The sequence below is a fragment of the Ramlibacter sp. JJN2-2R genome (assembly GCF_057747835.1).
On sequence record NZ_CM173226.1, the window covers coordinates 2,489,187 to 2,502,891 of the forward strand.

Annotated in this window: 15 protein-coding genes; 9 read left to right on the plus strand and 6 right to left on the minus strand. The window is 67.9% G+C overall.

From position 1 onward, the window contains the following. The first annotated feature begins 16 nt into the window (after positions 1-16). Complete coding sequence (locus AC3ANR_RS12095; RefSeq protein ID WP_488288361.1) at positions 17-961, plus strand: CysB family HTH-type transcriptional regulator; 945 nt, start codon at positions 17-19, stop codon at positions 959-961. Continuing rightward, positions 951-2,123 carry a pyridoxal phosphate-dependent aminotransferase gene (locus AC3ANR_RS12100; RefSeq protein WP_488288362.1) on the plus strand — a complete coding sequence of 391 codons (1,173 nt, stop codon included), beginning with the start codon at positions 951-953 and terminating at the stop codon, positions 2,121-2,123. The genes AC3ANR_RS12095 and AC3ANR_RS12100 overlap by 11 nt, the downstream gene beginning before the upstream one ends. Positions 2,124-2,126: 3 nt before the next feature. Here AC3ANR_RS12100 and AC3ANR_RS12105 read toward each other — a convergent pair whose 3' ends face one another. Next, positions 2,127-3,047 (minus strand): ketopantoate reductase family protein, encoded by a 921-nt coding sequence (locus tag AC3ANR_RS12105; protein WP_488288363.1) that lies wholly within the window; start codon positions 3,045-3,047, stop codon positions 2,127-2,129. Between the two features lie 124 nt (positions 3,048-3,171). Between AC3ANR_RS12105 and AC3ANR_RS12110 the strand changes: the two genes are divergently transcribed. From AC3ANR_RS12110 to AC3ANR_RS12120, 3 genes are all read left to right on the plus strand, one after another. Further along, positions 3,172-3,918, plus strand: a complete 747-nt coding sequence (locus AC3ANR_RS12110; RefSeq protein ID WP_488288364.1) for an SGNH/GDSL hydrolase family protein — start codon at positions 3,172-3,174, stop codon at positions 3,916-3,918. Between the two features lie 182 nt (positions 3,919-4,100). After that, a complete protein-coding gene (locus tag AC3ANR_RS12115; protein ID WP_488291797.1) occupies positions 4,101-4,877 on the plus strand; it encodes a TSUP family transporter in 777 nt (258 codons plus the stop codon). 11 nt (positions 4,878-4,888) lie between these two features. Beyond that, entirely contained in the window at positions 4,889-5,350 is a 462-nt protein-coding gene (locus AC3ANR_RS12120) for an EVE domain-containing protein (RefSeq protein WP_488288365.1), read from the plus strand. A 57-nt stretch (positions 5,351-5,407) separates the two neighbouring features. Here AC3ANR_RS12120 and clpA read toward each other — a convergent pair whose 3' ends face one another. After that, entirely contained in the window at positions 5,408-7,726 is a 2,319-nt protein-coding gene (gene clpA / locus AC3ANR_RS12125) for an ATP-dependent Clp protease ATP-binding subunit ClpA (RefSeq protein ID WP_488288366.1), read from the minus strand. A 50-nt stretch (positions 7,727-7,776) separates the two neighbouring features. Then, positions 7,777-8,145 (minus strand): ATP-dependent Clp protease adapter ClpS, encoded by a 369-nt coding sequence (gene clpS / locus AC3ANR_RS12130; protein WP_488291798.1) that lies wholly within the window; start codon positions 8,143-8,145, stop codon positions 7,777-7,779. Between the two features lie 294 nt (positions 8,146-8,439). Here clpS and AC3ANR_RS12135 point away from each other — a divergent pair, with 294 nt between their 5' ends. Then, positions 8,440-8,754 (plus strand): cold-shock protein, encoded by a 315-nt coding sequence (locus AC3ANR_RS12135; protein WP_488288367.1) that lies wholly within the window; start codon positions 8,440-8,442, stop codon positions 8,752-8,754. Between the two features lie 96 nt (positions 8,755-8,850). On the opposite strand, the gene icd is transcribed toward AC3ANR_RS12135, so the two are convergent. Further along, positions 8,851-10,104: an NADP-dependent isocitrate dehydrogenase gene (gene icd, locus AC3ANR_RS12140; protein ID WP_488288368.1), complete on the minus strand. Its 1,254-nt coding sequence runs from the start codon at positions 10,102-10,104 to the stop codon at positions 8,851-8,853. A 215-nt stretch (positions 10,105-10,319) separates the two neighbouring features. Here icd and AC3ANR_RS12145 point away from each other — a divergent pair, with 215 nt between their 5' ends. The 3 genes from AC3ANR_RS12145 to AC3ANR_RS12155 all read left to right on the plus strand — a co-directional run bounded on the left by AC3ANR_RS12145 (position 10,320) and on the right by AC3ANR_RS12155 (position 11,547). Beyond that, a complete protein-coding gene (locus AC3ANR_RS12145) occupies positions 10,320-10,643 on the plus strand; it encodes a hypothetical protein (protein ID WP_488288369.1) in 324 nt (107 codons plus the stop codon). A 168-nt stretch (positions 10,644-10,811) separates the two neighbouring features. After that, on the plus strand, positions 10,812-11,030 hold the full coding sequence (locus tag AC3ANR_RS12150; RefSeq protein ID WP_488288370.1) for a hypothetical protein: 219 nt from the start codon (positions 10,812-10,814) through the stop codon (positions 11,028-11,030). A gap of 76 nt (positions 11,031-11,106) precedes the next feature. After that, a complete protein-coding gene (locus AC3ANR_RS12155; RefSeq protein WP_488288371.1) occupies positions 11,107-11,547 on the plus strand; it encodes a DUF192 domain-containing protein in 441 nt (146 codons plus the stop codon). A gap of 64 nt (positions 11,548-11,611) precedes the next feature. Here AC3ANR_RS12155 and AC3ANR_RS12160 read toward each other — a convergent pair whose 3' ends face one another. Both AC3ANR_RS12160 and xseA read right to left on the minus strand, forming a co-directional pair. Next, positions 11,612-12,193 carry a superoxide dismutase gene (locus AC3ANR_RS12160; RefSeq protein ID WP_488288372.1) on the minus strand — a complete coding sequence of 194 codons (582 nt, stop codon included), beginning with the start codon at positions 12,191-12,193 and terminating at the stop codon, positions 11,612-11,614. 63 nt (positions 12,194-12,256) lie between these two features. After that, positions 12,257-13,549 carry an exodeoxyribonuclease VII large subunit gene (gene xseA / locus AC3ANR_RS12165; protein ID WP_488288373.1) on the minus strand — a complete coding sequence of 431 codons (1,293 nt, stop codon included), beginning with the start codon at positions 13,547-13,549 and terminating at the stop codon, positions 12,257-12,259. Positions 13,550-13,705: the final 156 nt, after the last annotated feature.

A 13,705-nucleotide genomic window follows, 5' to 3' on the forward strand; every position in this document is an offset into this window, starting at 1 on the left:
TTAGATGAAATAAGGTATGAACCTGCACCAGTTCCGGTTCGTCCAGGAGGCTGCGCGACGCAACCTCAACCTGACGGAGGCCGCCAAGGCGCTGCACACGTCGCAGCCCGGGGTGTCCAAGGCCATCATCGAGCTCGAGGAGGAACTGGGCGTCGAGATCTTTGCCCGGCATGGCAAGCGGCTCAAGCGCATCACCGAGCCCGGCCAGCACGTGCTGCGCAGCATCGAGCTGATCATGCGCGAGGTGGGCAACCTCAAGCGCATCGGCGAGCAGTTCAGCGCGCAGGACAGCGGCACCCTGTCCATCGCGACCACGCACACCCAGGCCCGCTACGTGCTGCCCGTGCCGGTGGCCCGCCTGCGCGAGGCCTACCCGAAAGTGAACATCAGCCTGCACCAGGGCTCCCCCGACCAGGTGGCCCGCATGCTGATCGACGAAGTGGCCGAGATCGGCGTGGCCACGGAGTCGCTCGCCGACTATCAGGAGCTCGTCACGATGCCCTGCTACGAGTGGCAGCACGTGCTGGTCATGCCGCAAGGGCACCCGCTGGCCGACAAGGAGCGCATCAGCCTCGAGGACCTGGCGGCCGAGCCCATCATCACCTACCACCCGTCCTTCACCGGCCGCACGCGCATCGACAGCGCGTTCGCGCAGCGCAAGCTGCAGCCGCGCATCGCCCTCGAGGCGATCGACTCCGACGTGATCAAGACCTACGTGCGGCTCGGGCTGGGGGTGGGCATCGTGGCGGAAATGGCGGTGCGCGACGATCCGCAGAACGCGGACCTCGCGATGCGCCCGCTGGGCCACCTGTTCGGCCAGAACATCGCGCGCGTCGCGTTCAAGCGCGGCGCGTACCTGCGCAACTTCGTCTACCGGTTCGCCGAACTCCTGTCCGACCGGCTGGACCGCAACCTGATCGCCAGGGCCATGACCGGCCATGCGAACGACTATGAGCTCTGATTCACCCGCCGCGCGCACGCCGCCGGTCACCACCAAGCTGCCCGCCGTCGGCACCACCATCTTCACCGTCATGTCCGCCCTGGCGACCGAGACCGGCGCCGTCAACCTGGGCCAGGGATTTCCGGACTTCGAATGCGATCCGAAGCTGGTGCAGGCCGTCAGCGGCGCGATGGCGCGGGGCCTGAACCAGTACCCCCCGATGGCCGGCGTGCCGTCGCTGCGGGAGGCCGTGGCCGGCAAGATCGAGGCGATGTACGGCCGCCGCTACGACGCGGCCACCGAGATCACCATCACCGCCGGCGCGACGCAGGCCATCATCACCGCCATCCTGGCGGTGGTCCGGCCGGGCGACGAGGTCATCGTCCTGGAGCCGTGCTACGACAGCTACGTGCCCAACATCGAGCTGGCCGGCGGCACCGTGGTGCGCGTGCCGCTCGTTCCCGGCACGTTCCGGCCCGACTTCGACCGCATCGCCGCGGCGCTGTCGCCGCGCACGCGGGCGATCCTGATCAACTCGCCCCACAACCCGAGCGCCACCGTGTGGACGGCCGCCGAGATGCTGCGCCTGCAGGAGCTGCTCGCGCCCACCGACGTGCTCGTGATCAGCGACGAGGTCTACGAGCACATGGTGTTCGACGGCCAGCCGCACCAGAGCGCGGCCCGCTTTCCCGCGCTGGCGGCGCGCAGCTTCATCGTCTCGAGCTTCGGCAAGACCTACCACGTCACCGGCTGGAAGGTCGGCTACGTCGCCGCCCCGGCGATGCTCACCGGCGAGTTCCGCAAGGTGCACCAGTTCAACGTGTTCACGGTGAACACGCCGGTGCAGCACGGGCTGGCGGAGTACATGGCGAGCCCGCAGCCCTACCTGGAGCTGCCGGCCTTCTACCAGCGCAAGCGCGACCTGTTCCGCGAAGGGCTGGCGCGCACCCGCCTGCGGCTGCTGCCGAGCGAGGGGACCTACTTCCAGTGCGTCGACATCTCGGCCGTCAGCGATCTGCGCGAGGACGAGTTCTGCCAATGGCTCACGCGTGAGCTGGGCGTGGCCGCCATCCCGCTGTCGGCGTTCTATGGCGACGGCTTCGACCAGCGCGTGGTGCGCTTCTGCTTCGCCAAGAAGGACGAGACGCTGCGGACCGCGCTGGACCGGCTGGCGCGGCTCTAGCGCTCAACCGCGCGCGGCCGGCGGCTTGCTCTCGAGCAGCTTGACCAGCGCCCACAGCGCCCGGTTGACCGGCGTGGGAATGCCCAGCGCCTGGCCTCGGCGCACGATCAGGCCGTTCAGGTAGTCGATCTCGCTCGGCCGCCCGCGCGCGAGGTCCTGCGCCGTCGACGAGAACTGGGTCGGCATGCTCTCGGCGATCTTGCGGATCGCCGCGTCGATGTCGCCCGGGATCTCCACCCCTTCCGCGCGCGCCACCGACAGGCATTCGGCGACGACGTCGCTCATCACCTGCGGGATCCCCGGGCTGCGGACGTTCTCGCCATAGGGCCGCTGGGCGATGGCGGAGACGGCGTTGTAGGCACAGTTGAGGACGAGCTTGGCCCACAGCGCGCCGCGCACGTTGGCGGACACCTCCGTGGGCACGCCCGCATCCGCCAGCACGGCCGCGAACTCCTCGCTGCGCGCCGAAGGCTCGATGACGAGCTCGCCGCGGCCGTGGTGCTTCAGGTGGCCTGGCCCGGCCATTTCGGTGGCCACGTACACGACGGCGGCGGCGACCTGCCGCGGCGGCAGCACGCCGCGCAAGCGCTCGGCGTTGTCCACGCCGTTCTGCAGGCACAGCACCAGCGCATCGGGCGCCAGGTGCTCGCGCAGCTGGGCCCCGGCGGCCTCGGTGTCCATGGACTTGACGCAGAACAGCACCAGCGAGGCACCGCGCGCGGCCGAAGCGTCGGTGCTGGCCGCCACGCGCACCCGCTCGTCGAAGGTGCGGGTCTCCATCCGCAGCCCGTCACGCCGGATGGCCTCGACATGCTGCGGACGCGCGATGAGCGCGACCTGGTGGCCGGCACGCGCCAGCATGCCGCCGAAGTAGCAGCCGACGGCGCCGGCACCCATGACTGCGACCCGATGTGTTCGTTCCATGGCCTCATTCTAGGAACAGCGCCGACCTCATCCATCACGCCCGGCTACACAGCTCGCTCCGGCTTACACACGCGCAGCGGGCCCGCCTCAAGAATGCGCGCAGTGAATCCATTCTGGAGTTGGAATGAACAGACGTGACGCGGCCACGTGGGTGGCCGGCTTGCTGCTGGGCGGCTGTGGCGGTGGAGGCGGCGGCGAGGCCACGGTCGCCAGCGCACCCGCGCCGGCGCCCGCCCCCGTGCCGCCTTCCGGGGGCAGCACATCCACCGCGGCCCCTCCGGTGGCCTCCGCGCCTTTCACCGGGCCGGTGGCGATGTGGGGCGATTCGCTCACGCCCCCGGTGGTGCGCGCCCTCGTGCCGCTCTACGGCGGGCGCGAGGTGCACGACGGCGGTTTCCCCGGCGAGACCTCCTCGATGATCCTGGCCCACGAGACGGACGACACGCAGTACCGCAACGCGACCACGATCCTCTGGACCGGGCACAACAACGTGCGCCTCGACCCGACGACGGCCGCCGCGCAGATCAAGGCGGACCTGGCCGCCAGTGTCGCGCTGCTCGCGCCCGGCAACGATCGCTTCGTCGTGCTGTCGGTGATCAACAACGCGGCCGATGCGCCGCGGGGCACGGCGACCTACGACATCATCATGCAGCTGAACCGGGACCTGGCTGCCACCTATGCCGGCCACTGGCTCGACATCCGCACCTTCATGGTGGCGCAGTACGACCCGTCCAACCCGCAGCAGGTCACCGAGTTCCAGGCCGACGTGCCCTCCTCCTCGCTGCGCTTCGACGACATCCACCTGACGGGCTCCGGCGCCGACGTCGTCGCCCGTTACCTCAAGGCCTACCTCGACTCCAGGGGCTGGTAGGACCCCATCCGCCTGCGCCCATAATCGGGCGCCATGGCGCACGCGGATGACTTGCAGGAAGTGACGGTGGCGCGGCGCCCGGCCAGGGCCGCTTGCGCCGCCACGGATGAACCCACATGCCCAGCGGGGCCGACGCTTCGCCTGTCCTCCCGCGCCTGCCACGGCATTGCCCCGTGCCCGCGATGACCGGCTGGCAGCTCGCCGCCTTCCTGCTCTGCGTGGTGGTGGCCAGCAGCGCGCAGAGCATCACCGGTTTCGCGATGGCGCTGGTCCTGCTCGGCCTGACGGGACTGTTCGACCTGGCGCCGCTGGCCGACGTCGCGAACGTGGCCACGGTGCTGTCCCTGGCGAGCGCGGTCACGGCGCTGCGCGGGCCCGCGCGACGCGGAGTGAACGTGCAGATGGTCCGGTCCACGGCCGCTGGCACGGTCATCGGCGTGACCGCGGGCGTGGCCCTGCTGGCCTGGCTGAGCGCCGGCCTGGTCACCGTGCTCAAGCTGCTGCTGGGCCTGACCATCATCGCGTGCGCGCTCGTGGTGCTGCTGCGCACCGAGCCGCTGCCCCGGCGCTCGTCCAACCGTTCCTTCACCGCGATCGGCGTCGTCTCGGGCGTGCTCGGCGGCCTCTTCTCCGCTTCGGGGCCGCCGCTCGTCTACCAGTTCTACCGGCAACCGCTGAGCATGGAGGAAGTGCGCGACACGCTGGTGGCCACGCTGGCCACCAGCGCGCTGCTGCGGCTGGGGCTGGTCCTCGCGAGCGGCCAGTTCAGCCGCGCGTCCCTGCTGCTTTGCGTGGTCGCCGTGCCGACGGCGATGGCGATCACCTGGCTGCTGCGCCGGTACCCGCCGCCGCTCTCGCGCGTGGCGGTGCTGCGCGTCGTGAGCGCCTTGCTCGTGCTCACGGGCGCCGGCCTGGTGGGACCGGCGGCCAGGTCGCTCGCCGCCAGAATGCTGGCCTGAGGAGAATCGTCATGCACTACTGGCTGATGAAGTCCGAGCCCGACGAGGTGTCCGTGGACGACGCGCTGGCCGCGCCGAAGTCGACCGTGCCGTGGACCGGCGTGCGCAACTACCAGGCCCGCAACTTCATGCGCGACCAGATGCGCGTCGGCGACGGCGTGCTGTTCTACCACTCCAGCTGCGCGGAGCCGGGCATCGTCGGGATCGCGCGCGTGGCCTCCACGCCCTACCCGGACCCCACGCAGTTCGACCCGACGTCGCCCTACCACGACCCCGAGTCGAAACGCGAGTCGCCGCGCTGGGTGCTGGTGGACGTGCAGGTCGAACGCAAGACGCGCAACCTCACCCTGCCCGAGCTGCGCGCGACGCCCGGGCTGGAGGACCTGCTCGTCCTGCGCAAGGGCAATCGCCTGTCGATCACGCCCGTCGAGCCGGCGCACTGGCGCCAGATCGTGAAGCTGCTCGGCGCCTGAGCGAACCAGGAAAAAAGCCGCCCCAGGGGGCGGCTTCTTCGCGGGTGAGGCCGGGCCTCACTGGTCGCTGGAGATCTCCTCCGGCTCCGGCTTGGACTTGCCTTCCTTCTTCGGCAGCGGCTGGATGTCCAGCAGCACCTCGTCCTTGTCGTCCAGGTCGACCGTCAGGCGGCCGCCTTCGGTGAGCCGGCCGAACAGCAGCTCGTCGGCCAGCGCGCGCCGGATCGTGTCCTGGATCAGGCGCTGCATCGGCCGCGCGCCCATCAACGGATCGAAGCCCTTCTTGGCCAGGTGCTTGCGCAGCTTGTCGGTGAAGGTGACCTCCACCTTCTTCTCGGCCAATTGCTGCTCCAGCACCAGCAGGAACTTGTCGACCACGCGCAGGATGACCTGCTCGTCAAGCGCCTTGAAGCTCACGATCGCGTCCAGGCGGTTGCGGAACTCCGGCGTGAACAGGCGCTTGATGTCGGCCATCTCGTCGCCCGACTCGCGCGGGTTGGTGAAGCCGATGGTCGCCTTGTTCATGGTCTCGGCGCCCGCGTTCGTCGTCATGATGATGATGACGTTGCGGAAGTCGGCCTTGCGCCCGTTGTTGTCGGTCAGCGTGCCATGGTCCATCACCTGCAGCAGCACGTTGAAGATGTCCGGGTGCGCCTTCTCGATCTCGTCGAGCAGCAGCACCGCGTGCGGCTTCTTCGTGATGGCCTCGGTGAGCAGGCCGCCCTGGTCGAAGCCCACGTAGCCCGGAGGCGCGCCGATCAGGCGCGACACCGCGTGGCGCTCCATGTACTCGGACATGTCGAAGCGGATCAGCTCGATGCCCATGATGTACGCCAGCTGCTTGGCCGCCTCGGTCTTGCCGACGCCGGTGGGACCGGAGAACAGGAACGAGCCGATCGGCTTGTCGCCCTTGCCCAGGCCCGAGCGCGCCATCTTCACGGCGCTGGCCAGCACCTCCAGCGCCTTGTCCTGCCCGAACACGACCGACTTCAGGTCGCGCTCGATCGTCTGCAGCTTGCCGCGGTCGTCGTTGGACACGTTGGCCGGCGGGATGCGGGCGATCTTGGCCACGATCTCCTCGACCTCGGTCTTGGAAATCGTCTTCTTGCGCTTGCTCACCGGCAGGATGCGCTGCGCCGCGCCGGCCTCGTCGATCACGTCGATGGCCTTGTCGGGCAGGTGTCGGTCGTTGATGTACTTGGCCGACAGCTCGGCCGCCGCCTGCAGGGCGTTGGCCGCGTACTTGACGCTGTGGTGCTCCTCGAAGCGCGACTTCAGACCCTTGAGGATCTCGATGGTCTGCTCCACGCTGGGCTCGACGACGTCGACCTTCTGGAAGCGCCGCGACAGCGCCGCGTCCTTCTCGAAGATGCCGCGGTACTCGGTGAACGTGGTCGCGCCGATGCACTTCAACTGGCCGCTGGAGAGCGCCGGCTTGAGCAGGTTGGACGCGTCCAGCGTGCCGCCCGAGGCCGCGCCGGCCCCGATCAGGGTGTGGATCTCGTCGATGAACAGGATCGCGTTGGGCTTGTCCTTCAGCGACTTGAGCACGCCCTTCAGGCGCTGCTCGAAATCGCCGCGGTACTTGGTGCCCGCCAGCAGCGCGCCCATGTCGAGCGAGTACACGCTGGACTCGGCCAGGATCTCCGGCACGTCCTTCTGCACGATGCGCCAGGCCAGGCCCTCGGCGATGGCCGTCTTGCCCACGCCGGCCTCGCCCACCAGCAGCGGGTTGTTCTTGCGCCGGCGGCACAGGATCTGGATGACCCGCTCGACCTCGTACTCGCGGCCGATCAGCGGATCGATCTTGCCGTCCTTGGCCTGCTGGTTGAGGTTGACGGTGAACTGCTCGAGCGGCGAGGCCTTCTCGTTCTTCTCGCCGCCTTCCTCGCCGTCGCCGGACGAGGACTCGCCGCTCTTGGCGGGCTCGGGCGGATCGCTCTTCTTGATGCCGTGCGCGATGAAGTTCACCACGTCCAGGCGCGTGACGCCCTGCTGGTGCAGGTAGTACACCGCGTGCGAGTCCTTCTCGCCGAAGATGGCCACCAGCACGTTGGCGCCGGTGACTTCCTTCTTGCCGTTGCCGGTGGACTGCACATGCATGATGGCGCGCTGGATCACGCGCTGGAAACCCAGTGTGGGCTGGGTGTCGACGTCGTCCGTCCCGGCGACCTGCGGCGTGTTGTCCTTGATGAAGTTGGACAGCGACTTGCGCAGGTCATCGATGTTGGCGGAACACGCGCGCAGCACCTCCGCCGCGCTGGGATTGTCCAGCAGGGCAAGCAGCAGGTGTTCCACGGTGATGAACTCGTGGCGCTGCTGGCGCGCCTCCACGAACGCCATGTGGAGGCTGACTTCCAATTCCTGGGCAATCATGAAAATTCCTTCTGCCTTGCTTCCTGATAGCTTGCCGTTTCGACCCCGTTTTACTCCACGGGTTCACTGACGCACTGCAGCGGGTGGCCCGCCTGGCGGGCGGCCTCCTGCACCTGCTCGACCTTCGTCGCGGCGACGTCACGCGAATACACGCCACAGATGCCTTTTCCATCGAGATGGATCTTGAGCATGATCTGCGTCGCGGTCTCGCGGTCCTTGTTGAAGAACTCCTGGATCACCACCACCACGAATTCCATCGGGGTGTAGTCGTCATTCAGCATGACGACCTGGTACATCTGCGGTGGTTTTGTCTTCTGGGCCCGCCGCTCGAGCACCACGGAGCCGCCGTCGTCCTCCGTCGGTCGCGCCACGGGGGCGACCGGTGCGGGCACGGGGGGTTTGCTTGCCATGAAATTCATTCTATCGAGCAGGCTTGCGCACTGCACCGCCATCAGCAAATGGTGACCGTCGGCCCACATTCAAGCACGTCCGATCACCGCCCCGGCGTGGCCCTTTCGGGCTGGCGCTCGTGGAGCGCGTGCCGGCACCCGGGAAGCGGACGCGGCGCTTCATTGTTCCATTCGCGGGCGCGCGCTCGCCTCAAAGCCGCCCGTCGGGGCCATCAAAACTTTAGTATGTGAAAATATTGACAGATCGAGCTTGAATCCCGGACACTCACTGCTCAGTTCGGGAAAGAAGAAGGGGGCCCTCCGATGGCGACCGGTACTGTCAAGTGGTTCAACGATGCCAAGGGCTTCGGGTTCATCGAGCCCGACGGCGGTGGCTCCGACGTCTTCGCGCATTTCTCCGCCATCGCGATGGACGGCTTCAAGACGCTCAAGCAGGGCTCGCGCGTGACGTTCGAGATCACCCAGGGGCCCAAGGGCCAGCTGGCGCAGAACATCCATGCCGACGAGGTGCAGCCGATCCAGACCCAGCCGGCGGCCGAGCGGCCGGGGCGCCAGTCCAAGGTCCGCGCGCCCCAGTTCCACGCCCCGGCCAGCCGGCCCGACGCCTCGGCCAAATAGGCGCCGCCGCGAAACGGAAAAGCCGCCCCGGGGCGGCTTTTTTCTTGGCCCTTGGTGGGCCCACGGGCGCAGCGGCCTCGCGGCCGCCCGGCGCGCTCACATGTTGTCGATCATCACCTGGCCGAAGCCCGAGCAGCTGACCTGGGTGGCGCCGTCCATCAGGCGGGCGAAGTCGTAGGTCACCTTCTTGGACAGGATCGACTTTTCCATCGAGCTGATGATCAGGTCGGCGGCCTCGGTCCAGCCCATGTGGCGCAGCATCATCTCGGCCGACAGGATCTCCGAGCCCGGGTTGACGTAGTCCTTGCCGGCGTACTTGGGCGCCGTGCCGTGGGTGGCTTCGAACATGGCCACCGAGTCGCTCAGGTTCGCGCCGGGGGCGATGCCGATGCCGCCCACCTGCGCCGCCAGCGCGTCGGAGACATAGTCGCCGTTCAGGTTCAGGGTGGCGATCACGCTGTATTCGGCCGGACGCAGCAGGATCTGCTGCAGGAAGGCGTCCGCGATCACGTCCTTGACGACGATGTCCTTGCCCGTCTTCGGGTTCTTGAACTTGCACCACGGGCCGCCGTCGATCGGCTGGGCGCCGAATTCCTTCTGGGCCAGGGCATAGCCCCAGTCGCGGAAGCCGCCTTCCGTGAACTTCATGATGTTGCCCTTGTGCACCAGGGTGACGCTGGGCTTGTCGTTGTCGATCGCGTACTGGATCGCCTTGCGCACCAGGCGCTCGGTGCCCTCGACCGACACCGGCTTGATGCCGATGGCCGAGGTTTCCGGGAAGCGGATCTTCTTGACGCCCATCTCGTCGATCAGGAACTTGATGACCTTCCTGGCCTTGTCCGTGTTCGCCTCGTACTCGATGCCGGCGTAGATGTCCTCGGAGTTCTCGCGGAAGATGACCATGTTGGTCTTCTCCGGCTCCTTCAGCGGCGAGGGCACGCCCTTGAAGTACTGGATCGGGCGCAGGCAGACGTACAGGTCCAACTCCTGGCGCAGGGCCACGTTCAGCGAGCGGATGCCGCCGCCCACCGGGGTGGTCAGCGGACCCTTGATCGACACGACGTACTCGCGGGCGACCTTGAGCGTCTCTTCCGGCAGCCAGACGTCGGGGCCGTACACCTTGGTGGACTTCTCGCCGGCGTAGATCTCCATCCAGTGGATCTTCTTCTTGCCGCCGTAGGCCTTGGCCACCGCCGCGTCCACCACCTTGAGCATCACGGGCGTGATGTCCATGCCCGTGCCGTCACCCTCGATGTACGGAATGATCGGCTGGTCCGGCACGTTCAGGGACATGTCGGCATTGACGGTGATCTTCTGGCCCTGGCTGGGCACCTTGATGTGCTGGTACATGGAAAAAACAGCTCCGGAGGTGGAATCGGGCGCTCTGCCCGCGTGGCAAACCGGGCGATTCTAGCCCCGTCGCACGGGGCCGCCGGACGCTCGGAGGACCCGCCACGCCGCGCCCGAAGCCGCCTGTCAACCGATCAGCCGGCTCGCCCGTTGCCGTAGAGCTTCCCGGGGACGGGAGGTGATTTTCGAAACCCACTGAAATCAAGGACATAGAAATGACCAAGCTGCTTGCCGCCCTGGTGGCCGCCTTCTTCGCTACCGCTTCGTTCGCGCAGACGGCCGCCCCGGCCGCCGCCGCATCCGCCCCCAAGGCCGAAGCCAAGGCCGAGAAGAAGGCCGAGAAGGCCGAAGCCAAGGCCGAGAAGAAGGAAGCCAAGGCCGAAGCGAAGGCTGACAAGAAGGCAGCCAAGGCCGAGAAGAAGGAAGAGAAGAAGGTCGCCAAGGCCGACAAGAAGGCCGAGAAGGCCGAAGCCAAGGCCGAGAAGAAGGCCGACAAGGCCGAAGCCAAGGTCGAGAAGAAGGAAGAAGCCAAGAAGTAATTCCTGGCGCCTTCGAGCAAGTGCCCGCCCCTGGCGGGCATTTTCTTTTCCGGCGCCCGCACTCGATGTCAACCGGACAGTGGCGGGCCTCGTTGTGGATGGGCCTTCCGGGTGTCCTGGGAGGACACCGAAGTAGATCTTCCTGATTTTTTTCTGAAGGACTGACCCATGAACAAGCTCCTCGCCGCCCTGATGGCCACCGTGTTCTCCGCCGCCGTGTTCGCGCAAGCGACCCCCGCCACCCCGGCGACGCCGGCCGCCCCGGCCGCCCCGGCTGCTTCGGCCGCCAAGGCCGACAAGAAGGAAGACAAGGCCACCGCCAAGGCCGAGAAGAAGGCCAAGAAGACCAAGAAGGCCAAGAAGGCCAAGACCGAAAAGGCTGCTTGATCGCCGCCTCGGCGCAAGCCAGCACCGAATGCCCGCTGCCGCGGGCATTTTTCATTTCCGACCCACAATCGCCGCGATGAAAGCCCTTCCCCTCCTCGTCGCCTGCCTGCTGGCCGCGGGCGGCGTCTCGGCGCAAGAGCCGCAGACCGACCTGCCGCGCGTGCGCCTGGCCGCTGGCATGCACCAGATCGACGCCCAGGTTGCGCAGACCGACGAGCAGCGCGCCACCGGCCTCATGTGGCGCAAGCAGATGCCCCAGCACGAAGGCATGCTGTTCGTGTTCGAGCAGCCGTGGCAGCAGTGCTTCTGGATGAAGAACACGCTCATTCCCCTGTCCGCGGCGTTCATCGCGGACGATGGAACGATCGTCAACGTGGAAGACATGAAGCCCCGCACCACGGACTCGCATTGCTCGGCGAAGCCGGTGCGCTTCGTGCTCGAGATGAACCAGGGCTGGTTCGCCCGGCGGGGCGTGAAGGCCGGCACCCGGCTGGCGGGAGAACCGTTCCGCAAGTGACCCGCCGCACCAAGGAACAAGGCCCGCAGTTGCGGGCCTTTGTTCCTGGTCGGAGCGCTGCGGATCAGCCGAAGTTCTTCTGCGCGAACTCCCAGTTCGCCAGCTTGTCGAGGAAGGTCTCGACGAACTTCTGCCGCAGGTTGCGGTAGTCGATGTAGTAGGCGTGCTCCCAGACGTCGACGGTGAGCAGCGCCTTGTCGGGCGTGGTCAGCGGCGTGCCGGCCGCGCCGGTGTTGACGATGTCGACGCTGCCGTCGGGCTTCTTCACCAGCCAGGTCCAGCCCGAGCCGAAGTTGCCGACGGCGGACTTCACGAAGGCCTCGCGGAAGGCCGCGTAGCTGCCCCACTTGGACTGGATCGCCTGCGCGAGCGCGCCGGCGGGCTCGCCGCCGCCATTGGGCTTCATGCAGTTCCAGAAGAACGTGTGGTTCCAGACCTGGGCCGAGTTGTTGTAGATGCCGCCGGAGGACTTCTTGATGATCTCCTCCAGGGTCATGTTCTCGTACTCGGTGCCCTTTTGCAGGTTGTTCAGGTTCACCACATAGGCGTTGTGGTGCTTGCCATGGTGGTACTCCAGCGTCTCCTTCGAGTAGTGCGGCGCCAGCGAATCGATGGGATACGGGAGCGGAGGCAGGGTGTGTTCCATGGTGTTCCTCGACGGTGGGTCTTGTGGTGAGAAGGCGCTGATTCTAGGCAGGAATGCACGGCCCTAGAGCAGGCGCGGACGCGCCACCGTCAGGTCCACTTCGCCTTCCGCGAGCGTCGCGCGCAGCGCCTGCCCCGGTTGCGTCTGTGCCGCCTTGGTGATCACCGAGCCCTGCGTGTCCGTCAGCAGCGCATAGCCGCGTTGCAGGACCAGGCGGGGATCGAGCAGTTCCAGCCGCAGGTCGACACGGTGCAGCCGGTCTCGCGCGCGGCCGAAGCGGTGCACGAAGGCACTGCGGCCATCGGACTCGAGGCCCTGCAGGCGGCCGCGCGCCCGCTCCAGGCGCAGCTCGATGGCATGCCGCAGCCGGTCCTCCAGCTGCGCGATGCGCCGGTGCTGCTGCGCCATGCGTGCCGAAGGCCGGCCGAGCCGGGCCGTGGCGACGTCCATCCGCTGCGAAGCGCCGTCGACGCGGCGCTGCAGCGCCACGCCGAGCCGCTCCTGCTGCGCCTCGAGCTGCTGCAGCAACTCGGCCCGCGGGCGCGCCACCAGTTCGGCCGCCGCGGTCGGGGTGGGCGCGCGCAGGTCGGCGCAGAAGTCCGCGATCGTCACGTCGGTTTCGTGGCCCACGCCGCACACGACGGGCACCGGGCTGCGCACGATCGTGCGCGCGAGGGCCTCCTCGTTGAAAGACCACAGGTCTTCGATCGAGCCGCCGCCGCGCACGAGCAGGATGACGTCGAGCCGGCCCTCCTGCGCCAGCCGGTACAGGCTCTCCAGCGCCTGGACCAGTTCCGGCACGGCCTGGGGGCCTTGCACCGAAGCCGGCGCGAGCACGACCGGCAGGTGCGGCGCCCGGCGCCGCAACGCGGTGGCCACGTCATGCAGCGCCGCCGCCCCCAGCGACGTCACCAGGCCGGCGCCGCGGGGCAGGAACGGCAGCGGTCGCTTGCGGGCCGGCTCGAACAGCCCCTCGGCCTCCAGGCGGGCCTTGAGCCGCAGGAACCGTTCGTACCAGGCGCCCTGCCCGGCGCGCGAGAGGCTCTCCACGATGAGCTGGAGGTCCCCGCGCGGCTCGTAGACGGCCAGCCGCCCCTGCACCTCGACCAAATCGCCCTCACCGGGCAGGCTGTCGAGCAGGGACGCCGCGCGGCGGAACATGGCGCAGCGCAGCTGGCCGTTCGGGTCCTTGAGGTTGAAGTAGACATGCCCGCTCGACGCGCGCGAGAGGCCCGAAATCTCGCCGCGGACCGCGACGGGATTGAACCTCGCCTCCAGGGCGTCAGCAACGGCGCGGCACAGGGCGCCGACTTGCCAGATTCGCGGCGCCGATGCTGGATCCGGAGTCGCCACCATCAGGTCTGGAGCGGCTTGGGGCCGCAAACCGGGAGCCGATTAGTCCACAAAGACGCGCTAGCGGGCGCTGACCGCAGCCGCCCCGGCAGGAAGCACGGCAGCGTCGTGCAAGTCATTGATTTCAAACGAGAATTTCCTGCTGAAAATGTCATCGAT

Coding starts and splice junctions, on each gene's coding strand:
- clpA (WP_488288366.1), bottom strand. CDS start 7,726: ATGATTGCCCAGGAATTGGAAGTCAGCCTCCACATGGCGTTCGTGGAG.
- AC3ANR_RS12145 (WP_488288369.1), top strand. CDS start 10,320: ATGACCAAGCTGCTTGCCGCCCTGGTGGCCGCCTTCTTCGCTACCGCT.
- icd (WP_488288368.1), bottom strand. CDS start 10,104: ATGTACCAGCACATCAAGGTGCCCAGCCAGGGCCAGAAGATCACCGTC.
- AC3ANR_RS12105 (WP_488288363.1), bottom strand. CDS start 3,047: ATGGAACGAACACATCGGGTCGCAGTCATGGGTGCCGGCGCCGTCGGC.
- AC3ANR_RS12100 (WP_488288362.1), top strand. CDS start 951: ATGAGCTCTGATTCACCCGCCGCGCGCACGCCGCCGGTCACCACCAAG.
- AC3ANR_RS12120 (WP_488288365.1), top strand. CDS start 4,889: ATGCACTACTGGCTGATGAAGTCCGAGCCCGACGAGGTGTCCGTGGAC.
- AC3ANR_RS12160 (WP_488288372.1), bottom strand. CDS start 12,193: ATGGAACACACCCTGCCTCCGCTCCCGTATCCCATCGATTCGCTGGCG.
- clpS (WP_488291798.1), bottom strand. CDS start 8,145: ATGAATTTCATGGCAAGCAAACCCCCCGTGCCCGCACCGGTCGCCCCC.
- AC3ANR_RS12110 (WP_488288364.1), top strand. CDS start 3,172: ATGAACAGACGTGACGCGGCCACGTGGGTGGCCGGCTTGCTGCTGGGC.
- xseA (WP_488288373.1), bottom strand. CDS start 13,549: ATGGTGGCGACTCCGGATCCAGCATCGGCGCCGCGAATCTGGCAAGTC.
- AC3ANR_RS12115 (WP_488291797.1), top strand. CDS start 4,101: ATGACCGGCTGGCAGCTCGCCGCCTTCCTGCTCTGCGTGGTGGTGGCC.
- AC3ANR_RS12095 (WP_488288361.1), top strand. CDS start 17: ATGAACCTGCACCAGTTCCGGTTCGTCCAGGAGGCTGCGCGACGCAAC.
- AC3ANR_RS12150 (WP_488288370.1), top strand. CDS start 10,812: ATGAACAAGCTCCTCGCCGCCCTGATGGCCACCGTGTTCTCCGCCGCC.
- AC3ANR_RS12155 (WP_488288371.1), top strand. CDS start 11,107: ATGAAAGCCCTTCCCCTCCTCGTCGCCTGCCTGCTGGCCGCGGGCGGC.
- AC3ANR_RS12135 (WP_488288367.1), top strand. CDS start 8,440: ATGGCGACCGGTACTGTCAAGTGGTTCAACGATGCCAAGGGCTTCGGG.